The sequence below is a fragment of the Desertihabitans aurantiacus genome, from assembly GCF_003344635.1.
GTDB lineage: Bacteria > Actinomycetota > Actinomycetes > Propionibacteriales > Propionibacteriaceae > Desertihabitans > Desertihabitans aurantiacus.
This window is the reverse complement of the sequence record NZ_QPKK01000006.1, coordinates 1-19,174: the sequence shown is the minus strand read 5'-3', so window position 1 is coordinate 19,174 and position 19,174 is coordinate 1. Positions and strand designations below refer to the sequence as shown.

Annotated in this window: 21 protein-coding genes; 8 read left to right on the top strand and 13 right to left on the bottom strand. The window is 70.8% G+C overall.

What is annotated here, in order from left to right:
- Positions 1-2 precede the first annotated feature (2 nt).
- A complete protein-coding gene (locus DVA66_RS01460; RefSeq protein ID WP_198671385.1) occupies positions 3-629 on the top strand; it encodes a TetR/AcrR family transcriptional regulator in 627 nt (208 codons plus the stop codon).
- Here DVA66_RS01460 and DVA66_RS01455 read toward each other — a convergent pair.
- The 7 genes from DVA66_RS01455 to DVA66_RS01425 all read right to left on the bottom strand — a co-directional run bounded on the left by DVA66_RS01455 (position 613) and on the right by DVA66_RS01425 (position 5,469).
- The gene (locus DVA66_RS01455) at positions 613-831 is read right to left on the bottom strand and encodes a Cif family virulence factor (protein ID WP_114558435.1); all 219 of its coding nucleotides are present in this window, start codon (positions 829-831) and stop codon (positions 613-615) included. The two genes, DVA66_RS01460 and DVA66_RS01455, sit on opposite strands and share 17 nt — an antisense overlap.
- 185 nt (positions 832-1,016) lie before the next feature.
- Positions 1,017-1,340 carry an EthD family reductase gene (locus DVA66_RS01450; protein WP_114558434.1) on the bottom strand — a complete coding sequence of 108 codons (324 nt, stop codon included), beginning with the start codon at positions 1,338-1,340 and terminating at the stop codon, positions 1,017-1,019.
- Positions 1,341-1,552: 212 nt separating this feature from the next.
- A complete protein-coding gene (locus DVA66_RS01445; RefSeq protein ID WP_114558433.1) occupies positions 1,553-2,137 on the bottom strand; it encodes a GyrI-like domain-containing protein in 585 nt (194 codons plus the stop codon).
- Positions 2,138-2,259: 122 nt separating this feature from the next.
- Positions 2,260-3,063, bottom strand: coding sequence for an SDR family NAD(P)-dependent oxidoreductase (locus DVA66_RS01440; protein ID WP_114558432.1), 804 nt, complete (start codon positions 3,061-3,063; stop codon positions 2,260-2,262).
- Between the two features lie 86 nt (positions 3,064-3,149).
- On the bottom strand, positions 3,150-3,500 hold the full coding sequence (locus tag DVA66_RS01435) for a nucleoside triphosphate pyrophosphohydrolase family protein (RefSeq protein ID WP_114558431.1): 351 nt from the start codon (positions 3,498-3,500) through the stop codon (positions 3,150-3,152).
- Positions 3,493-4,140 carry a TetR/AcrR family transcriptional regulator gene (locus DVA66_RS01430; protein WP_114558430.1) on the bottom strand — a complete coding sequence of 216 codons (648 nt, stop codon included), beginning with the start codon at positions 4,138-4,140 and terminating at the stop codon, positions 3,493-3,495. Before DVA66_RS01430 ends, DVA66_RS01435 begins: the two co-directional genes overlap by 8 nt.
- Before the next feature lie 354 nt (positions 4,141-4,494).
- The gene (locus tag DVA66_RS01425; protein WP_232821681.1) at positions 4,495-5,469 is read right to left on the bottom strand and encodes a zinc-binding alcohol dehydrogenase family protein; all 975 of its coding nucleotides are present in this window, start codon (positions 5,467-5,469) and stop codon (positions 4,495-4,497) included.
- 110 nt (positions 5,470-5,579) lie between these two features.
- Here DVA66_RS01425 and DVA66_RS01420 point away from each other — a divergent pair, with 110 nt between their 5' ends.
- Together DVA66_RS01420 and DVA66_RS01415 are read left to right on the top strand one after the other, a co-directional pair.
- Positions 5,580-6,197 (top strand): isochorismatase family cysteine hydrolase, encoded by a 618-nt coding sequence (locus DVA66_RS01420; RefSeq protein WP_114558428.1) that lies wholly within the window; start codon positions 5,580-5,582, stop codon positions 6,195-6,197.
- Entirely contained in the window at positions 6,194-6,637 is a 444-nt protein-coding gene (locus DVA66_RS01415) for a MarR family winged helix-turn-helix transcriptional regulator (RefSeq protein ID WP_114558427.1), read from the top strand. Before DVA66_RS01420 ends, DVA66_RS01415 begins: the two co-directional genes overlap by 4 nt.
- Positions 6,638-7,080: 443 nt before the next feature.
- Here the strand turns inward: DVA66_RS01415 and DVA66_RS01410 are convergent, their stop codons facing one another.
- Positions 7,081-8,604 carry a DHA2 family efflux MFS transporter permease subunit gene (locus tag DVA66_RS01410; protein ID WP_114558426.1) on the bottom strand — a complete coding sequence of 508 codons (1,524 nt, stop codon included), beginning with the start codon at positions 8,602-8,604 and terminating at the stop codon, positions 7,081-7,083.
- A 263-nt stretch (positions 8,605-8,867) separates the two neighbouring features.
- Here DVA66_RS01410 and DVA66_RS01405 point away from each other — a divergent pair, with 263 nt between their 5' ends.
- Positions 8,868-9,695 carry an NADPH-dependent F420 reductase gene (locus DVA66_RS01405; RefSeq protein WP_198671384.1) on the top strand — a complete coding sequence of 276 codons (828 nt, stop codon included), beginning with the start codon at positions 8,868-8,870 and terminating at the stop codon, positions 9,693-9,695.
- A gap of 118 nt (positions 9,696-9,813) precedes the next feature.
- Here DVA66_RS01405 and DVA66_RS01400 read toward each other — a convergent pair whose 3' ends face one another.
- A complete protein-coding gene (locus DVA66_RS01400) occupies positions 9,814-10,986 on the bottom strand; it encodes an MFS transporter (RefSeq protein WP_114558424.1) in 1,173 nt (390 codons plus the stop codon).
- A 178-nt stretch (positions 10,987-11,164) separates the two neighbouring features.
- Here DVA66_RS01400 and DVA66_RS01395 point away from each other — a divergent pair, with 178 nt between their 5' ends.
- The 3 genes from DVA66_RS01395 (at position 11,165) to DVA66_RS01385 (ending at position 14,501) form a co-directional block, all read left to right on the top strand.
- The gene (locus DVA66_RS01395) at positions 11,165-11,551 is read left to right on the top strand and encodes a MerR family transcriptional regulator (protein WP_114558423.1); all 387 of its coding nucleotides are present in this window, start codon (positions 11,165-11,167) and stop codon (positions 11,549-11,551) included.
- A 114-nt stretch (positions 11,552-11,665) separates the two neighbouring features.
- Positions 11,666-13,003: an NtaA/DmoA family FMN-dependent monooxygenase gene (locus tag DVA66_RS01390; RefSeq protein WP_114558422.1), complete on the top strand. Its 1,338-nt coding sequence runs from the start codon at positions 11,666-11,668 to the stop codon at positions 13,001-13,003.
- Positions 13,004-13,454: 451 nt separating this feature from the next.
- On the top strand, positions 13,455-14,501 hold the full coding sequence (locus DVA66_RS01385) for a threonine aldolase family protein (protein WP_232821674.1): 1,047 nt from the start codon (positions 13,455-13,457) through the stop codon (positions 14,499-14,501).
- A gap of 3 nt (positions 14,502-14,504) precedes the next feature.
- Here DVA66_RS01385 and DVA66_RS01380 read toward each other — a convergent pair whose 3' ends face one another.
- Positions 14,505-15,314, bottom strand: a complete 810-nt coding sequence (locus DVA66_RS01380) for a DUF72 domain-containing protein (RefSeq protein ID WP_114558421.1) — start codon at positions 15,312-15,314, stop codon at positions 14,505-14,507.
- Positions 15,315-15,358: 44 nt separating this feature from the next.
- Between DVA66_RS01380 and DVA66_RS01375 the strand changes: the two genes are divergently transcribed.
- On the top strand, positions 15,359-16,009 hold the full coding sequence (locus DVA66_RS01375) for an MBL fold metallo-hydrolase (protein ID WP_114558420.1): 651 nt from the start codon (positions 15,359-15,361) through the stop codon (positions 16,007-16,009).
- An 11-nt stretch (positions 16,010-16,020) separates the two neighbouring features.
- Here DVA66_RS01375 and DVA66_RS01370 read toward each other — a convergent pair whose 3' ends face one another.
- The 3 genes from DVA66_RS01370 to DVA66_RS01360 all read right to left on the bottom strand — a co-directional run.
- Entirely contained in the window at positions 16,021-17,262 is a 1,242-nt protein-coding gene (locus DVA66_RS01370; RefSeq protein ID WP_157973765.1) for a DUF3137 domain-containing protein, read from the bottom strand.
- Complete coding sequence (locus tag DVA66_RS01365; protein WP_232821673.1) at positions 17,259-18,164, bottom strand: DMT family transporter; 906 nt, start codon at positions 18,162-18,164, stop codon at positions 17,259-17,261. Before DVA66_RS01365 ends, DVA66_RS01370 begins: the two co-directional genes overlap by 4 nt.
- Positions 18,165-18,211: 47 nt before the next feature.
- Positions 18,212-19,174 (bottom strand): PASTA domain-containing protein (locus tag DVA66_RS01360; protein WP_114558417.1); only part of this gene is annotated, 963 nt, incomplete at its 5' end.

Sequence of the window (19,174 nt, the reverse complement as noted above, 5' to 3'; positions counted from 1 at the left end):
TCATGGTCGGCCGATCAGACCCGGAGCGGATCGCGCGGAAGCGCGAGCAGATCGCCATCGAAGCCGGCCGACTGTTCGGCACTCAGGGATACGAGCGCACCAGCGTCGCGCAGATCGCAGCCGCGATCGGGACCAGCCCCGCGAGCATCTTCTACTACTTCACCGACAAGGCCACGCTGTTCCGAGCAGTGTTCGAACGGGACCTGCCGGCCACGCAGGCGCTCGTCGCGCGCCACGCCGACGCGACAGATCCACTCGCGGCGATCCTGGCCATCGTGGACGAGCTCGCGCAGCAGGCGGACGAACCGGGGGCCTCGGGCCTCGTCGTCGAGCTCCTGCGTCGGGTCGAGCACGACGCGGAGCTGATGGGGGTCGTCGCACGAACCGCCCAGACCGTGAACGAGGGCCTGGCGACCCTGATCGCCCGAGGAATCGACCACGGTGCCATCGACCCCACCCTGGACCCGACCCAGAGCGCATCCTGGCTGCAGTCGATCGTCGACGCGATCTTCCTCAACGCCGAGTCAGGACGGTCGCGACGCAGCGAGCTCCGACGCACCGTCCTGGGCTACCTCATCCCGCCCTCCACGACCTCACCGAGCTCGATATCGCTCAGCACTCCCGACTGATGGGCACGGAGGGGTCGTCGAGGACGGCATCTTCGGTGAAGAAGGCCAGGTACCGAGACCGGTCGTGAGCGTTGGAGGCCTCGCTCCACTGCTGGATGACGGCGGTCAGGTCTTCAGCGCTGGCCGTGCTGCCGGCTGTGGTGGTGGCGTCAGTACCCGCGGTGGAGCTGGCGCTCCCAGGGGTCCGCTCGGTGCTCGTCATGGGAACTCCTTGTCATGGGTGAGAGTCCCGGGCGGGGCTCTCAAGCGGTCGGCGCGAAGCCGACTAGGGTGTCGCAGACCGGGTAGGTCCGGGGTGCAGTGCTCCTGGTGGACTGGGGCCTGCCGGACATCTCGCTGGCAGCGAGGAAGGGTCCACGCCGTCGCCAGTGGTTTGGGTCGTGGAGATCAGCGGGTGAGCGCGGTGCTGGTGCGTACCTCGCTGAACAGCATCGTCACGGGTGCGCCGAGGCGGAAGACGTCGGTCACGAAGGCTTGGGCCGCGGGAGTGGTGACGGCCGCCGCGGCGGTGTCGTAGTCGGGGAAGTAGATCTCGACCGTGCGGTACTTCGGCGTGGGTGTGCCGTCCTCCTTCGGCCACACCTTCGACGTCTCGAGGTGCAGTGCTCCGGGCAGTGCGGCCGCCAGGCGTTCCTGGGCCTCGGCGTAGTGCGTCTCGAAGGCGTCCGGGTCGGTCGGGTTGTCGTAGGTGACGGTGATCTTGGTGGGCATGGGTCTCCAGCTCTCGGTGAGGGGTGAGTGGTGCTCGGTGGTACGCGGGGTGGTTGCTCAGGGGTCGCGCGGGCGGGTCTGGACCTGACGCGGGATGCGGTGAACGGGTGACGGCTAGGTGGTGACGCGTCAGCAGGCGCTGGGCCTGGGGCCCGAGTTCCCGCCCCAGCGGAGACGGCTGACGATCGCCCGTGGGTTGTGCGCGGGAGGTGTCAGGATCGGGCCACGGGGTCGCGGAGGATGGTGCGCAACGTGGTCTGGGGGGTGTCGCGGGCGAAGCCGTCGAGGTGCAGCTCGTGGTGTGGGCCGCTGCGCTCTACCCCTCGCTCCTCGGCGAACTGGCCGAGGCGCTCGAGCGTGTCGAACTCGTCGGAGAAGGGACCGTGGTGCATGACCTGGACCACGTCGTGCTCGGGGACGGAGAAGAGCTCGACGATGTCGGTGCTGCGCCCGGAGACGCTGGCGGCTTCCTCGTGCGCTGCGGTGAGCTGGTCGGGGCTGGTGCTCTCGGGCACCGTGGCCAGGATGCGGTACTGCAGCGAGGGGATGGGGTTCACGCTGTAGAAGTCCGCGATGCCTACCGGGACCGATCCCTCGGGGTACCAGTACTGGATCTCGATGACCGCAGGAGCGTCCTCGTGGGTCAGGAGGCGGGCGATGTGGCCGATGAGCTCCTTCTTGCGGTAGAACTCGTCCGTTCCCGGCGCACCGGTTCCGAGGACGGATGCGTAGGTGACGGCGGGGGCGCGGACGAGCTCTGGCTCGTCGGCAGCGTGCAGGTGTGGCGTGGAAGGCATGGGCCTGGACCTCTCAGGAGGGGATCGGCTCGTCGGTCACGGACGTGTCCGACGTGTGGTCACCTGGCTGGGGCCGGGGGCCGAGGTGATGCGGGCGTGACAGGTGCGGGAGGACCTGGCGGTCAGGCGCTGTAGCCGCCGTCGATGTCGAAGGATGCGCCGTTGATGTAGGCGCCCTGGTCGCTGGCGAGGTAGGAGACGAGCGAGGCCACCTCCTCGACGGTGCCGAACCGCCCGACGGAGATCGAAGCGCGCAGGAGCTCGCCCACCGGTCCGTCCGCGGGGTTGGCCGGGGTGTCGACCGGGCCGGGCTGCACGTTGTTGATGGTGACCCCGCGAGGACCGAGCTCTCGGGACATCCCGCGCACGAGGCTGGCCACTGCGCCCTTGGTCAGGCCGTAGAGAGAGGTGACGTCGTTGGGGAAGTGGTGGGCGCTGACGCTGCCGATGGTGATGACTCGCCCGCCGCGTCGCAGGTGCGGGAGGCTGAAGCGGACGGTGTCGAGCGTCCCTCGGATGTTCACGTCGATCATCCGGTCGACCTCGCCGTCGCTGAGTTCTGCGACGGGTCGCATCGTTCCTCCGCCGGCGTTGCTCACCACGACGTCCAGGTGACCGGCGCGGGCGACGACCTGGTCGATGACCTCTCGGATCTGTTCGCGGTCGCTGCTGTCGGCGGCGATGCCCCGGGCGGTACCGCCGTTGCTGGTGATGCGCCCGACGAGGGCGTCGGCCTCGGCGGCTGCTGAGGCGTAGGTGAAGGTGACGTCGGCGCCCTCCGCCGCGAGCCACTCCACGATGCCGGCGCCGATACCGCGGGCGCCGCCGGTGACCAGGGCGCTCTTGCCGCCGTGCCGGCCGGCGATGACGGGTGAGTAGTCACTGGGCTGAGGCAGTGAGGGAGGGGAGGTCGTTGCGGTGCTCATGAAGTTCCTTTCGAGGACGGGGTGCCTCGACTCGTGGTGGAAGGCGGGAGGATGTGGTCCGTGGACGATCGACGGGCGACGCCCGTTCAGGGAGCGGTGCGGGCGATGGTCGAGCTCAGGCCGTCGCGGATCGTCGACATGGTCCGGGCGAAGGACTCGGTGATGTCGATGTCGAGCCTGTCGGCGAGGACGAAGACCCACCAGAGCGACTCGGCGAGCTTGTGCTCCAGCTCGGCACGGGGGTCTCCCTCGATCGCCCAGGTGCCCTCGTCGGCGAGCAGGAGGCGCCCGATGTAACCGACGTCGTTGGAGAAGCCGAGCATCAGCTCGTGCACGGACCACGGCCTGCCGTTGAACCGCTGCTCGAGGACCTCGTAGAGAGCGCGGACCTCGAGGGCTTCGTCACGGGCGGCTGTGAGTGCAGTGCGATCAGTCATTTGCTGCCTTTCTGAGAGGGACTGTGCCGTGCCGCGTCGCCTCGGCGTCACGCGGCTCAGGTTTGGAGAACGTTGCGATGGCGCAATCGGCGACGGCGAGGAGCTCCTCCCGCGTCTCCCCGTCGGTGGCCCGGATCGCGAACCCGGTGGCGAGGGTGATGAGGAACCGGGCGAGGCGGTCAGGATCCTGTTCGGCGTCGAGGTCGCCCTCGGCGATGGCCTCGGCGAACCTGTCGCGCAGCCGCTCCTGGATGGTGCGGCGGTTCTCGGCCAGGAGGCTGAAGGCCTCGGCCTCATCGGTGACCATCGCCTGGACCGACAGGCAGCCGGCGGGTCTTCCGGGTGTGGTGACGGCCGCGACGTTGCCGGTGAGGAAGGCATGGGCGACCTCGCGGGCGGTGGGCCGGGCGAGGGCGTCGGAGACGTAGGTCATGTTCTGGTCGATGTAACGGGTCAGTGCGCTACGGAACAGCTGATCCTTGTCGCCGAAGGCCCGGTACAGCGCCGGCCGGCTGATGCCCATCGCCTCGGTGAGCTCTGCCAGTCCGGCCGCCTCGTAACCGTGCCGCCAGAACGTGTCGACCGCAGCGTCCAAGGCACCCTCGATGTCGAAGGTGCGGGGACGTCCACCGGATCCCATGATGTCTCCTCTCGGTACCGGATCGATCGGTACGGTACTGACTGTGCCACAGCATGAGGCGACTGCCAAACCCCCGCGGCTCGTGCTCCAAGCAGCAGGATGGGTCGTCGCGACCAGGGGACCGAGCCGGGGTCTCGATCAGCACGTCCACCGCCAGGTTCACGCAGCAGCTCGCAGGAAGAGCGTTCATCAGCCGCAGGGCCGCATCTCGTCTGCTCAGTGACGTTGGTTTTCGAGCGGGACAGCAGCTGATCGACACGCCTGACTCGAAAAGGCCGCGACGCAGGTCACCTTTGTTTCGACCAGGACGTTCGAGCAGAGGTGGGCACCAGTGGTTCGGTCACGCTGTCCGTCTCAGCGGGTTGTGACGACGAGCTTCCCTGCCACGGCGCCGTTCTCCATATCGGTGTGGGCCTGCACGATGTCGTCGAAGGCGTAGACGCGGCCGATGGGCACGGTCGTCGCGCCGGAGGCGACGGCGTCGAGGAAGTGCTGCAGCACCTCGGCGGGAAGGTCGCTGGCCTCGCCGGAGTAGGCGGTCAGTCGGACGCCGTTGGGCAGGAAGTCGATCGGGTAGAAGTCAGGGACGGTCCACTGGTTGCTGAGCATGCCGGTGAAGCAGACCGTGCCGTGCACGGCTGTCGCCCGCAGTGTGTCCCGCAGGGTGGGGGTGCCCACCAGCTCCACGGCACCGGAGACGCCGCCGGGCACGATCTCGCGAACCTTGACCGAGATGTCGCCGTCGTCGATGACGACATGGTCGACGCCGGCGGCCTCGAGCAGCGTAGTCCGACCGGGGTCGCGGGTGGTGGACAGCACGGTCAGGCCGCGTTGCTTGCTCAGGACGGCCAGGGCCAGGCCGATCGAAGAGGTGCCGCCGCGGATCAGGAGGGTGTCACCGGGCTGGGCGTCCACGCCGGTGGTGAGGGAGCCGTGGGCGGTCTGCAGCATCTCCGGCACCGCACCGAGCAAGGCCCAGTCCAGGTCGCTGGTGAAGGGCACAACGGAGGTGGCGGGGACGGCGACGTAGTCGGCGTAGCCGCCGTCGATGGTGCGTCCCATCCCGCCCATCAGCGCACCTACCTGCGTCCCGGGTGCGAACTCACCTCCCGGAGCGTCGACGACGACCCCGGTGGCCTCGATGCCGGGGACCCGGGGGAAGGAGCCGAAGGAGCCGAGGCCCTGGCGGAAGTGCAGCTCTGAGCGGTTGAGCCCGAACGCCTCCACGCGCACGAGCACCTGCCCCGGCTCCACGCGGGGTCGCGGGATCTCCCGGATCTGCAGGGCATCAGGTCCGCCCGGTCCGTCGAGCACGATGGCACGCATCATCTCGGTCACGGCTGGTCTCCTTCGGTCGAGGTCTGCGTCAGGGAACAATCTTCCACGGAATATGCTTCCCTGAGTACCAACCTGTTCCTCTCGCTAGGAGATCTGGTCTCATGACCACCACACCCACCGACTCCACGCGCACGGCCGTGCTCGTGATCGACATGCAGAACGACACGGTTCACCCCGACGGCGCCTACGCCTCCACCGGTGCCGCCGATCACGCCGCCTCACAGCAGGTGGTGGCCAACGTCGCCGCCGTGACAGCAGCGGCACGCGCAGCCGGTGTCCCTGTCGTCTACAGCCGCATCGTGGTGCACCCGCTGCCCGGCCTCAGTGGCGACAACGCCCCCATCTTCCGCATGCTCGCCCCCGACACCTTCAAGATCGGGACCTGGGGCGCGGAGATCGTCGACGAGCTCGCCCCCCAGCCCGGGGAGCTCGTCCTGGACCGCACCAGGATGAGCGTGTTCAACGGCACCGAGATCGACACCATGCTGCGCAACCTCGGGGTCCGCACCCTCGTGGTGGTGGGGGCCTGGACCAACATGGCGGTCGAGCACACCGTGCGCGATGCCGCCGACCACGGCTACCAGGTGACCCTCGTCCAGGACGCCACCTCCAGCCTCAGCGCCGAGTGGCAGCACGCCGCCACCAACTTCGCACTGACCAACATCGCCACCACCTCCGACACCGCGAGCGTCACCGCCGCCATGAAGGCCGACCGGTGAAGCTGTACGACGTCTTCTTCGACCTCACCCGCCTGGAGATGCAGCTGTGGGACCAGGTCGACACCGCCGTGCGTGCCGCGACCGGCGTGCCACTCGGTCGCTTCGAGGCTCTGCTCGTCCTGCACCGGCTCGGGCCCAGCCGCGTCCAGGACCTCTCCCGCGAGCTGTCCCTGACCGTCGGCGGCACCAGCAAGCTGGTCGACCGGCTCGAAGCCGCCGGACTGTGCACCCGCACCGCCAACCCCGCCGACCGGCGCTCATCGGTCATCACCCTCACCGCCGCGGCGCAGCCCCTGCTCGAGGACGGGGAAGCGGCCATCACCACCTCGCTCGAGACAGCCCTCAGAGCACACAGCAATCTCGACGACCTCAGCTCCTTCGCGCGGCAACTTCAGCAGCTCCGCCGCACCACAGGCGGTGGGGAAGCAGGGTACGCGTGACCTGGACGCTCGAGCTTGCCCACGCCCGACACCTCGCCCGGCTCGACGCTTCCCGTTCAGTGCGCCATGCCGACGACGACGACGGGAAAGACCGACGCGCTGATGCCCCCCAAGCGCCGTCCAGCCTTCAGCGACTACACCGAGCCCTGGCCGGTCGGCGCAGTAGTACAACGGCCGCGGCGCGCGGTAGCGAACCAATCAGCGGGATACGTCACGCATGACGTGTGCGACCAGTGCCGTTCCTTTTCGAGCAGTGCCCACCGCCATCCTGACGTGGCGGCAGTGAGCCATGTGGGTGCGGCGCCCACCGACTATGAGCCTGAGTAGGCGATTGGTCCTCGCCGGGCCGCCAGATGTCCCATGCCTCGTCGTCGAAGCCAGCCAGCATCGCGATCTCCGGACCTCGGAGTTGCTCCCAGGTCGGTGTTCAAGGGGCGCGGTGATCAGTGGGCGGCGGTTGCTCCCCGCCGGCCCTCACTCGCCCGGTGCCGGGGGAGGAAGAACGTGGTCGCGAGCGCGACGAGAGCGATGATGGCGCCGACGGTGAACGCCGCTCGTGCACCGTGTGCGATGGCGGCCGCGTCCGTGCCACCGGCGTAGGCGCTGAGGATGGCGATCAGGACAGCCAGTCCGGCCGCTCCACCGAGCTGCTGCACCGTGTTCAGCGCGGCGCTGCCGTGCGGGGCCAGAGCGCTCGGCAGCGCGCCGAGCGACATGGTGAAGATGGCGACCCAGGCGAAGGCCTGGCCGGCGCAGATGACGACGAACGTCGCCAGGACGACCCAGACCGAGGTCTGCTGGGTGAAGGTGCTCATGAACCACCAGCCGGCGCTGACGACGAGCACCCCGGGGATCACGAGCCCGCGGGCTCCGATGCGGTCGTAGTGGCGTCCGACGACCACCGACACGATGGCGATCGTTGCTCCTCCGGGCGCCATCAGCACCCCCGTCTCCAGCGAACCGAGACCCATCGACTCCTGCAGCACGAGCGGGAGCAGGGTCGAGAGGGCGAACGCACCCATCACCAGGAAGGTGAAGGCGATCACGGGTCGGGTGAACGCGGGGTAGCTGAAGATGCGCATGTCGAGGAGGGCCGCGTCACGTCGCTGGAGACGGAGCTGACGCAGCACGAACGCGGCGATCCCCAGGACGCCGACGGGCACGGCCACCAGGAAGGAGGCGGACGGGTGGCCGCCGGACGGCTCGCCGACGCTCGCGAGGCCGTAGACCAGGGCGCCGAAGCCGATGGCGGCGAGCAGCAGCGACGTCGCGTCGAACGCGGTCCGGCGCGTGGTGGTGAGGTTCGGCATCTGGAGGGCGCCGATGACGAGACCGAGCAGGGCGATCGGCAGGACGATGATGAACAGCCACCGCCAGCTGAGCTGGGAGAGGACCAGGCCGGAGAAGGCGGGCCCGACCGCAGGGGCCACCGCGGTGACGGCGGTCACGAGGGCCATCGTCTGGCCGCGACGCGAGGGGTCGACCAGTCCGATCGTGGTGGTCAGGAGGAGCGGCACCAGCACGGCCGTGCCGAGGGCCTGCACGATGCGACCGGTGAGCAGCAGCTCGAAGCCGGGCGCGGCCGCCGCGGTGGCCGTACCGAGGCTGAAGAGCCCGACGCTGGTGATGAAGATCGTGCGGAGCTGGAACCGCTGCATGATGTAGCCCGTGGTCGGGATGATCACGGCGAGCGTCAGTGCGTAGCCGGTGGTGAGCCACTGCCCGGTGGTCGCGGAGACGCCGAGGTCGGTCATGACGTGGGGCAGGGCCACCCCCAGCACCATCTCGGACAGGATGGCCACGAACGTCGAGAAGGCGAGCACGACGATCGTGAGCACCTCGCCCGGCGCGAGCCGCTTGATGGGCGTCGCTGCCGCGCTGTGGGCCTCGGCAGCACTGCTCGGCCGGTCGGGCCTCACCGCTGGGGGTGAGGCGTCTGCGGCCACGGGGTGGGTGTCACTGGTCATCAGGCAGCTCTCGTCTCTCGCAGTGGATCGGGCTCGGTCGGGAGATCGGGAGATCAGCGACCGGGCAGGAAACAGCGGCGTCGGTGAGCCTGCCTGCTCGAGTCTGCAGACTGACACCAGTGTGAAGGTCAAGGCGAGGCTGGACCACGTAGTCGTTGGACTGTGCCGGTGGAGCGAGCTCGCAGCCTCCCCCCGCTCGGTCGCCGTCCGGGTGACCCACGCAGCCACGGACCCTGACAGCGTCATCCGCCATCGGCCTTGCGGTGGGCCTCGCCACTGATTTGACCTTCACACTGCTGGAAAGGTTCAGGATGGGCTCCTGTACGCACACCACGAAGGGAGAACCCATGAAGATCGGCATCATCGGCGCGGGAGCTATCGGCTCGACGCTCGCCCGACGGCTCAGCCGCCGAGGTCACGACGTGAGGATCGCCAACTCGCGCGGACCGGAGACCATCCGTGACGAAGCACTCAGCACCGGAGCACGTGCGGTCGCCGTATCGGAGGTCGCCGACGCCGTCGAGGTCCTCATCGTGTCGGTTCCCATGAACCGCAACGCCGACATCGCCGAGTACGTCCGTGCGGCCCCCGCCAGCGCGGTCATCATCGACACGTCGAACTACTACCCGATGCGTGACGGCCGGATGGCGGCGTTGGACGAGGGGCAGGTGGAGACGGTCTGGCTCTCCGAGCTGTTCGGCCGTCCTGTCGTCAAGGCGTGGAACGCGATCACGGCGCAGTCCTTCGACGCCAAGTCCACCGAGGCCGGTGACCCCCACCGGGTCGCGATCCCCGTGGCAGCTGATCGGGACGCCGACCGCGAGGTCGCCATCTCCTTGGTCGAGGACACGGGGTTCGCGGGGTTCGACGCCGGGACCCTCGCCGGGTCCTGGCGCCAGCAGCCCGGTGCCCCGGTGTACTGCACCGACCGCAGCCCGACGGACATCGCGACGTGGCTTGCCGCGGCGGACAAGGACCGCGTCCCGCAGCGTCGCGACCTGGCGATGGATGTCATCGGCGACTACATCGACGCCGGCGGGATCGTGGACGGCAACTTCCTCGTGAGCATCAACCGCGCCTGCTACGCCTGACGAGCAGCCCGCGCTCCGCCCCCGGTCGGGCACCGCTCGACGCGGTGGCCGTCGGGCCGGGGCAGCGCCGTAGGAGATGCGGCCGGTGGACCCTTCGCGCAGCGCCATGGGCTGCTGCTCAGGAGCGGCTCGGCAGCGGCGGCGGCTTGATCGCGACCATGACCGCTGCCCCGACCAGGCTCGCCGAGCCCCCGGCCAGCAGGGCGGTCTGTACGCCGGCCCCGTCGACGAGCAGACCACCGATGAACGCTCCCAGCGCGATCGCCAGCTGGAACACTGCCGTCTGCAGACCGCCGACGCTCTCGAGCCTGGTCGGTTCGGCCCGGGCCAGCCAGGTCGAGATGGTCGTGGGCAGGGCACCGAAGCCCACACCCCACAGCCCCGCGACGACGAAGAGGACGCCGCTCGACACACCGCCGAGTGCGAACAGGATCATCGACGCCCCGAGGACGGCGGGGAACAGCAGCACCGCCAACCTCATCCGCTGGTCGGCCACGGGTCCCGCCCCAAGGTTGCCGGCGACGATGCCCACGCCGTAGATGAGGAGCAGGGCGGCGAGCTGGTCGGGTGCCAGCCCCCCGACCTCGGTGGCGGCTGGCCGGATGTAGGTGAAGCCCGCGAAGTGGCCGGCGCCCATCAGGGCCATGCTGAACAGCCCGATGCAGATCAGCCGCGACCGCAACGTGGTCAGCAGTGGCCGGAAGCCTGTCGTGCCAGTGGAACGGATGGACGGCAGGGCGACGACCTGCACGAGGATCGCGACGAGGGCGACCCCGGCGGTGAGGGCGAAGACCCACCTCCACCCCAACGACTCGCCGAGCAGGGTCCCGACCGGGATCGCAGCGACGGTCGCGAGCGACACGCCGATGTTGACGACGGTCATGCCCAGGCCGAGCCGCGCCGGCGGGACCATGCGGGCCGTCGCCGAGATCGCGAGCGACCAGAAGCCACCGATGGCGACACCGAGCAGGACGCGCGCGGTCAGGAGCACGGGGTAGCTCGGAGCGACGGCGACGAAGAGGTTCGAGAGGACCGCGAGCGCGGCCAGGGTGATCAGGAGCGCCCTGCGGTCGACACGGGGCAGCAGCACCGGGATGGTGAGACCCGCGATCGCCGCGACGATCGCCGTGATGGCGACGGACTGACCTGCGACGCCCACGGTCACGTCGAGGTCGGCAGCCATCCGGGTGAGCAGGCTGGCCGGGAGGAACTCCGAGATGACGAGCGCGAACACGGTGACGCTGAGCGAGGCGACCCCTCGCCACGAGGTCGTCCCGGCGTCGGCGGCCATCCCTGGCGCAGGATCAGGGCGGTCGGAGGCGTCGACGCCGTGGAGGTCTGGAGAAGTCACCTGGAGGGGTCCGTTCTGCGGTGGTGATCGGGTGGCGCGCGACGACAGCGGCTGCACCTTGCTCCAGCATCAACCTTTTCATTAATGTGAGGGTCAATTCGGACCACGGAGGGACCACATGCGCATCGGGGAGCTCTCGAAGCGGACCGGGGTGGCGACGCGGATGCTGCGCTACTACGAGGAGCAGGGCCTCATCAGCCCTCGCCGCTCGCACAACGGCTACCGGGACTACGACGACTACCTGGTGGACCGGGTGCAGAAGATCCGGGGGCTGATCGACTCCGGTATCCCGACGCGGATCATCGGCAACATCCTGCCGTGCCTCGGGAAGCCGCAGGTCATCGTCGTGGAGGACGCGGACCCGGAGCTCCGCGAGATCCTGGCCGAGGAACGCGACCGCATGACGGAGAAGATCCGGTTCCTCACCCACAACCGCGATGCGATCGACAGCTACCTCGACGCGTTGGACCAGGCGATGACGGGGTCAAGGGCGCAGGCGAGCTGAGCGCCGTCGGCTGGCGTCGTGGAGGACTTGACCTTTCCACCGGTGTGAAGGTTGGACACTGGCGCTGGCGCCGCCCGACCCGAGGTGCGCCTCTCCTCGAGTGAAGGACGAGCCATGGCAGAGGGGACGATGTTCCTCGGTCTGACGATCACCGACGGCTACGGGAGCAACAACGAGGCCTGGAGACGGTCCGACGTCGACCCGAGCTCCTACACGAACCTCGACGTCACCATCCGGCATGCCCAGGCGGCCGAGCGCGGGGGCTTCGCCTTCCTGTTCACCCCGGACTTCCCCGCCGTCCGGAGCGACGTGGCGCGCTCCACCCTGCAGAACACGATGGACCCGATGCTGACCCTCACCGCGATCGCGCGGGAGACCGAGCGCATCGGTCTCGTCGCCACGGGGTCGACGACCTTCCAGGAGCCCTTCAACCTCGCACGCCAGTTCAAGGCGCTCGACGTCATCAGCCACGGCCGGGCCGGGTGGAACGCCGTGACCACGAGCGACCCCTACGTCGCGGCGAACTACGGCCGGCCGGTCGCCGACCGGAGCGTGCGCTACCAGCGCGCGCACGAGACGGTGCAGCTCGTGCAGGCGCTGTGGGGCAGCTGGGGGAGAGCCGCCTGGGTCAAGGACCAGGAGTCGGGTCGGTTCATCGACCTGGACCACCTGCGCCCGATCGACCTGCAGGGTCGGCACGTCGCGTCTCGTGGCCCTCTCGCCATCCCGCCGTCGGAGCAGGGACAGCCCGTGGTCTTCTCCGCCGGGGGACCGAGCCCGGACATGCTCGCGCTCGCCGGCCGCTACTCGAGCGCGTTCATCACCGAGGTGTGGACGATCCCGGAGGCCCGGGCGCAACGTGCTGCCGTTCGTGACGCCGCGCAGCAGGCCGGGCGGGACCCTGACGAGATCAAGTTCGTCGTCGGCCTCATGACGACGGTCGCACCAACCGTGCGGGAAGGGCTCGACCGTCGGCTCTCCCTCGCAGGAGAGGTGATCGCCCAGCGTGTGCCGCAGCTGGGGCAGATGCTCGGGCTCCGGCTCGACCCCAGCCGGCTGGACGAACCCCTGACCGGGCAGGAGCTGGCCGCCGCACACACGTCGGGCGACCCGCGTTCGGAGACGGCACTCGAGGTCGCACGGCAGGGCTGGACGATTCGTGACGTCCTCGCGCACGGGGTCATCGACTACCACCCCGTGACCGTCGGCCCAGGCGAGGTCCATGCCGACCACCTGCAGGAGTGGTTCGAGGCCGGCGCGGCGGACGGGTTCTGGATCTCCCCGGACGTGTACGAGGACGGCGTCGACGCCTTCGTGAACGACGTGGTGCCGATCCTCCGGGCACGGGGGATCTACCCCGCCGGTTACGACGGACAGACTCTCCGCGACCACCTCGGGGTCCCCGACCAGTACGGCCTGGACCCCCGGGTCCTGGGCGACACCGGCACGTGAGGACCAAGCTCCCACGCCCGTACCCGACCCAGCAGCAGGCGGGACCTGATGATCAGACGCTGTTCGGCCGAGGTGATGCTCTCGGGCACGCTCGAGCCGGGCAGCCCTTCCGGCTCCCGCTCTGCGTTGCGTGCCATCGTCCGTTCATCCCGTCGGGCCCGGCGTCCACGGGGCAAGCTCGTGGACGTCGTCCCCTCCTGCGTGTCGGTGCCGAAGCCACCCCCCAACGCTCTCCCAACTCGTTCCTGTGCCTTCTTGAGCACGGGGAGGGCCAGGCGGTGCGACCCCGCTCAGTGACGATCCTTCTCGAGCAGGTCGCCCTGGGGTGCTGCGGCTGGATGGTCGGCGGTCACGGCGTCCGTGCCGCAACCCCGCTGCTGCGGACTCGCGGCGGAGATCGAGGGTGGCCGATCTACGCTGGCCGGCGTCCGCCGACTGCTGAAGGAGCACCGTGCCCGAGCCGCACCCGATCGACCTGCGCAGCGACACCGTCACCCGACCGACCCCGGCGATGCGGGAGGCGATGCTCGCCGCACCGGTCGGCGACGACGTCTACGACGAGGACCCGACGGTGCACGAGCTGGAGCGGCGCACCGCCGCGCTGCTCGGGCACGAGGCCGGGCTCTACTGCGCGACCGGCTCGCTGACCAACGTGCTCGGGGTGCGCTCGCTGGTCGAGCCCGGGCAGGAGGTGCTCTGCGACGCCGAGGCCCACATCGCCCGGGCCGAGATGGGGGCGCACGCCGCGGTGTCGGGGCTGACCATGCGCACCTGGCCGAGCGAGGGCGGGGTGACCACGGTGGCGGCGGTCGAGCGGCTGCTCTCACCCGCTGCCGGGCCCTATCTGGTCAGCACCGGCGCGATCGCGCTGGAGAACACCCACAACTTCGCCGGCGGCACCGTGCAGCCGCTGGTGCACCTGCAGGAGCTGAGCGCGCTGGCCGCCGCGGCCGGGGTGGGCCGGCACCTGGACGGCGCCCGGCTGTGGAATGCCCACGTGGCCACCGGCGTCCCGTTGGAGACCTACGGCCGGCTCTTCGACACCGTCAGCGTCTGCTTCTCCAAGGGCATGGGCGCCCCGGTCGGTTCGGTGCTGGTGGGCTCGGCCGAGACCGTCGCCCGGGCCCGGGTGTGGCGCAAGCGGCTCGGGGCGGGCTGGCGGCAGGCCGGGATGCTGGCCGCTGCCTGCCTGCACGCCCTGGACTCCCACCTCGACGACCTGGCTGCCGACCACGCCGCCGCTCGGGCCTTCGCCGACGCCGTCGCCGCGCACGCGCCCGACGCGGTGCAGCCCGAGCGGGTCGAGACCAACATCGTGCTGCTCCGCAGCACCGGTCCGGCCGCCGCCGTGGTCGCGGGAGCCCGCGAGCGGGGGGTGCTGCTCTCCGCGGTCGGGCCGAAGCTGGTCCGCGCGGTCACCCACCGCGACGTCTCCGGCGAGGACTGCTCCCGCGCGGGTGACCTGGTGGGCGAGCTGCTCGTCGCCCGCGCCGCCTGACCGTCAGGTGAGGCGGGCGATCAGCCGCTCGGCGTCGAAGGGGGCGTGGCCCTTGGCGTCGTTGTCGAAGTAGACGACGACGTCGGCCTGCTCGGCCCAGCCGCGCACCTTCTCCGCCCACCGGTCCAGCGCCTCGTCGGAGTAGCCGCTGGCGTACAGCTCGGTGTCGCCGTGCAGCCGGACGTAGGAGAGGTCGGTGGTGACCTCCTCCCACACCGGCCAGTGCCCGGCGCCGTCGCTGACCACCACGGCCACCTGGTGCTCGCGGGCCAGGTCGCAGAAGGCGGGACTGCGGAAGCTCTCGTGACGCACCTCCAGCGCGTGCCGCAGCGGCTGCTCGGGACGCTCGGCGACCAGCGCCACCCGGTCGGCGGCCAGCCGGTCGTCGTGCCCCGCCGCGAGCTCGGCCGCGGCGCCGGTGGTGCGGGGGAGCAGCCGGAGGAAGGCGTCCAGCTGCTCGGGCTCGAAGGGCTGTCGGGCCGGTAGCTGCCACAGCACCGGCCCGAGGGTCGGGCCCAGCTCGAGCAGTCCCTGGGCGAAGAAGTTCGCCAGCGGCGTCGTCACGTCCGTCAGCCGCTTGAGGTGGGTGATGAACCGGCTGCCCTTGACCGCGAAGACGAAGTCGTCGCCCACCTCGGCGCGCCACCTGCGGAAGCTGCTCGGTCGCTGCAGGGAGTAGAAGGTGCCGTTGACCTCGATCGTGCCGAGCCGGGACGCGGCGTGCTCGAGCTCGCGGCGCTGCGGCAGCCCCGCGGGGTAGAAGCTGCCGCGCCAGCCCGCGTAGCGCCAGCCGGAGATGCCGATGCGGATCACGGCCCCATCCTCCCGGGTGAGCCGGGCGGGGCTACGTTGACCCCATGCGGATCAGCCACCTCGGACACTCTGCCGTCCTCGTCGAGGGCGGCGGCCAGCGGCTCCTGATCGACCCCGGCGTCTTCTCCAGCTCCTGGCACGCGCTGCACGACCTGGATGCGGTCCTCATCACCCACCTGCATCCCGACCACGTCGACCCCCAGCACGTGCCGGCGCTGCTCGCGTCCAACCCCGACGCCCGGGTGGTGGTCGAACCCGGGGTGCCGGACGCGGTCGACCTCGGCGTGGACGAGGGACGGCTCACCCGGCTGGCGGCCGGTCAGGAGCTCTCCCTCGGCCCCTGGCAGCTGGAGGCGGTCGGCGGTGACCACGCGGTGATCCACCGCGACCTGCCGATGATCGGCAACGTCGGGCTGGTGCTGCGCGCCGAGGGCGAGCCCACCTTCTTCCACCCCGGTGACTCGCTGGCGGCGGTGCCGGCGGGGGTCGACCTGCTCGCGGTGCCCACCCACGCACCGTGGGCGGCGATGAAGGAGCACATCGACTTCATCCGGGCGGTCGGGGCGGGTCGGCTGTTCCCCATCCACGACGGCCTGCTCAACGACCGCGGCCGGGCCATGGTCGTCGGCCGGTTCGCCGAGATGACCAGCACCGAGGTGCTCGACCTCGCGCACCAGCGACCTCAGGAGCTCTGAGCCTGCTGTCCTCAGCCGAGCTCGGGGCGGGTGAAGGACGGCTCGGGGACGCCGAGGTTCTTCCACACCCAGCCGGGCACCCGGGCCAAGAAGCCGGTGATGACGTCCAGGGTGTGCCCGATCCACTCGGTGTCGTGGCTGGAGTTGACGCGCAGCACGGTGCCGGAGATGGTGAAGGTCGGCGGCCGGCTCTGCATCAGGTACTCCATCTGGCGCGGGTGGAGCACGTCGTAGGCCAGCTTGGGTGAGTCGCTGCGGACGTCGAACAGCTCGTTGAACCGGGCCGACTCCAGCTCGACCTTCTCCCCGCCGGCGAACCAGCCGGCGTCGCCCACCAGCAGGAAGGGCCACGCCGCGGGCAGGGTGATCTCGAGCAGGTCCTCGGAGTGGTGGTTGGTCTGGGTGCGCGTCGTGGTGCCGCCGCGGCCGTCGCTGGTGGTGACGGTGGTCTGGGTCTTCCAGTGGTGGCGCAGCGCGATGAAGGGCAGCTGACCGCTGTCGCCGGTGAGGACGTGCTCGGCGCGGTGGCCGAAACCGCCGGTGGAGTGCCGCACCGTGGCCAGCAGGTCGTCGCGACGGCCGTGGTAGACCCAGTCCGGACGCCGGTAGAAGCCGAACGCCGCCCGGGTCGGCTCGGGCACCCGGTGCCGCTCCAGGGTGGCCAGCCCGTGCACCACCCCGGCCAGCGCCTGCAGGAACGGGTCGAGGTGCTCGGCCTCACGCGGTGCCGACAGCGCGACGAGGTTGGAGCCGTCGATGCCGAGGTCGACCTTGTGGCCGGTGGCGGCCAGCGCCTCCAGCGCCGGGCCGCAGGCGCCCAGCACGGCGTCCGCGGCGGCGTGGTCGGTGGTGAGCACGGTCCAGCGCGGGTGCGGGTGCACCTCACCGGCGCAGCCGACCCGGGCGGTGCTGCCGTCGCAGACGTAGAGCTCGGGCAGCGCGAAGGGCAGCTTGAGCACCGCCAGCTCGTCGTCGAAGGAGCGCGCGTGGTACTCCACCATCTGGAACGGCACCGGCGGCGAGCCGATCTGGCCCAGCACCTGGTCGTCCACCTTGCGGACGAAGCCCTGGCCGAAGGGCGGGCAGCTGAGATCGGCGGTGATCGCGAGGTGCGGGCTGTCGACGAACTCCCAGCCCTTCTCCTGCATGCCCTTGATCCAGCGGTGCCGGCGGACCGCCAGCACGACGCCGAGGACGATCCCGCCCACCACCAGCACCCCGATCAGGATGGCCACCACATCGCCCGTGCTCATGCGGGCAAGCCTGCCCGATCACGGGGTCCGGCCCGACGTCGACGCAGCAGCGGACCCAGCTCGACCAGGTACATCGCGGCCAGGATCGACAGCCCGCCGACGGTGATCCGCCAGGTGAACGACTCCCCGCCGAGCGCCACGGCGAACAGCGCACCGAAGACCGGCTCCAGGCTCATCACCACCGCCGCCCGGGTGGCCGGCACCTGCGACTGGGCCCAGGTCTGCAGCAGCATGGTGAACGAGCCGGCGACCAGGGCCAGGTACAGCACCGCGCCCCAGTCGAAGCCGGTGGCGGGCAGGGTCAGCCCGTCGGCCAGCGCCGGCGGCAGGCAGACCACGGTGACCACGGCCAGCTGGACGACGGTCAGCGACAGTGCGGTGCCGGGTTCGCTCCACCGTCCCAGCCCGACGATGTGCAGGGCGTAGCAGGCGGCGCTGGCCAGGGTGAGCAGGGCTCCGGGGGAGACCTGCAGACCCTGCAGCGACAGCACCCCGAGCCCGACGGTGGCCAGCGCGACGGCGACCCAGGTGAGCAGCCCCACCCGGTGCCGCAGCAGCACCCAGGTGAGCAGCGGGGTGATGACCACGTAGAGCCCGGTGACGAAGCCGGAGATCGAGGCCGAGGTGAGCTCCAGCCCGTAGGTCTGCAGCACCTGCGCCGCGCCGAACACCAGCCCGAGCAGGCCACCGCGGACCAGCACCGGCCGCGACAGCACCAGCTGGCGGCGCGGGGCCAGCACCACGACGAGCGCCACCGTGGCGATCGCGAACCGCACGACCAGCATGTCGGTCACCGGGACGCGGCTGACGACGTCCTTGATGAGGAAGAAGGTGGAGCCCCAGATGGCGGCCATCGTGACGAGGGCGGCCATGGCCAGGGCGCCGAGGCGGGGGCGTGGCACCGGGACACTCTACGGGCCGGGCGCGGGTGCCCCGGTGCGCTCGAGAGCTAGATGAGGAACAGGGTGATGGTCGAGCCCCTGGGGGCCTCGGTCCCGAAGCCGGGGTCGGCGCTGGCGACGTAGCCGAGGCCGAGGTCGTTGGTCGCGGCCCGCGCGGTCTCCACCTCGAAGCCGGCCTGCTCCAGGGTCCGGGTGGCGGCCTCGACCCCCATCGCCCGGACGTTCGGCACGGTGACCAGCTCGGGACCGTCGGAGACGGTCAGCGTGACGGTGTCGCCGCGGTGGCCGGTGCCCGAGGCGGGGGACTGCCGGACGACGTCGCCCTCCTCGACCGTGTCGGAGTGCACCCGGGTGGTCTCCACCTCGAAGCCGGCGTCCTCGAGGTCGGCGCCCACGTCGGCGGCGTCGCGGCCGGCGCCGTCCTCGATCTCGATCGGTTCCCGGCCCCGGGAGACGGTGAGCCCGACCTCGGTGGCCGGCTTGACCTGCCTGCCGGCCTCGACGTCGGCGTCCAGCACGGTGCCGGCGGCGGCCTCCTCGTGCCAGACCTGCTCGATCTCGCCGACCGCCAGGGTCGCCTCGACCAGCGCCTGCTCCGCCGCGGCGACGTCCTTCCCGACGACCTCGGGGACGGCGTGGCGCTCGGGCCCGCGGGAGAGCACCACCTCGACATCGCTCTCCAGCAGCACCCGGGAGTCGGCACCCGGCGAGGAGGAGATCACCTGCCCGGCGGGGACGGACTCGCTGTAGGCCTCGGTGAAGGTGACGTCGAGATCGGCGGCGGTGCCGGCCGAGACCACCTCGCCCCGCTCCAGCCCGGTCAGCGGCGGCACCGCGGTCCAGCGGCCCGAGGCCATCCACCAGGTGCCGGCCGCCACCGCGGCGGTGAGCAGCAGCACCAGCAGCAGCACCAGCAGCCCGCGGCCGCGGGCCCGGCGGGTGCGGCGGCGGGCGTGCTCCAGCAGCGGCTGGGAGACCTCGTCGCCGGGCGGCGCCACCGCCGGCGCGGG

What these genes read in the sequence shown, in the direction of transcription:
- DVA66_RS01460 (WP_198671385.1), top strand. Translation starts at nt 3, where the DNA reads ATGGTCGGCCGATCAGACCCGGAGCGGATCGCGCGGAAGCGCGAGCAG.
- DVA66_RS01455 (WP_114558435.1), bottom strand. Translation starts at nt 831, where the DNA reads ATGACGAGCACCGAGCGGACCCCTGGGAGCGCCAGCTCCACCGCGGGT.
- DVA66_RS01450 (WP_114558434.1), bottom strand. Translation starts at nt 1,340, where the DNA reads ATGCCCACCAAGATCACCGTCACCTACGACAACCCGACCGACCCGGAC.
- DVA66_RS01445 (WP_114558433.1), bottom strand. Translation starts at nt 2,137, where the DNA reads ATGCCTTCCACGCCACACCTGCACGCTGCCGACGAGCCAGAGCTCGTC.
- DVA66_RS01440 (WP_114558432.1), bottom strand. Translation starts at nt 3,063, where the DNA reads ATGAGCACCGCAACGACCTCCCCTCCCTCACTGCCTCAGCCCAGTGAC.
- DVA66_RS01435 (WP_114558431.1), bottom strand. Translation starts at nt 3,500, where the DNA reads ATGACTGATCGCACTGCACTCACAGCCGCCCGTGACGAAGCCCTCGAG.
- DVA66_RS01430 (WP_114558430.1), bottom strand. Translation starts at nt 4,140, where the DNA reads ATGGGATCCGGTGGACGTCCCCGCACCTTCGACATCGAGGGTGCCTTG.
- DVA66_RS01425 (WP_232821681.1), bottom strand. Translation starts at nt 5,469, where the DNA reads ATGATGCGTGCCATCGTGCTCGACGGACCGGGCGGACCTGATGCCCTG.
- DVA66_RS01420 (WP_114558428.1), top strand. Translation starts at nt 5,580, where the DNA reads ATGACCACCACACCCACCGACTCCACGCGCACGGCCGTGCTCGTGATC.
- DVA66_RS01410 (WP_114558426.1), bottom strand. Translation starts at nt 8,604, where the DNA reads ATGACCAGTGACACCCACCCCGTGGCCGCAGACGCCTCACCCCCAGCG.
- DVA66_RS01400 (WP_114558424.1), bottom strand. Translation starts at nt 10,986, where the DNA reads ATGGCCGCCGACGCCGGGACGACCTCGTGGCGAGGGGTCGCCTCGCTC.
- DVA66_RS01395 (WP_114558423.1), top strand. Translation starts at nt 11,165, where the DNA reads ATGCGCATCGGGGAGCTCTCGAAGCGGACCGGGGTGGCGACGCGGATG.
- DVA66_RS01390 (WP_114558422.1), top strand. Translation starts at nt 11,666, where the DNA reads ATGGCAGAGGGGACGATGTTCCTCGGTCTGACGATCACCGACGGCTAC.
- DVA66_RS01375 (WP_114558420.1), top strand. Translation starts at nt 15,359, where the DNA reads ATGCGGATCAGCCACCTCGGACACTCTGCCGTCCTCGTCGAGGGCGGC.
- DVA66_RS01370 (WP_157973765.1), bottom strand. Translation starts at nt 17,262, where the DNA reads ATGAGCACGGGCGATGTGGTGGCCATCCTGATCGGGGTGCTGGTGGTG.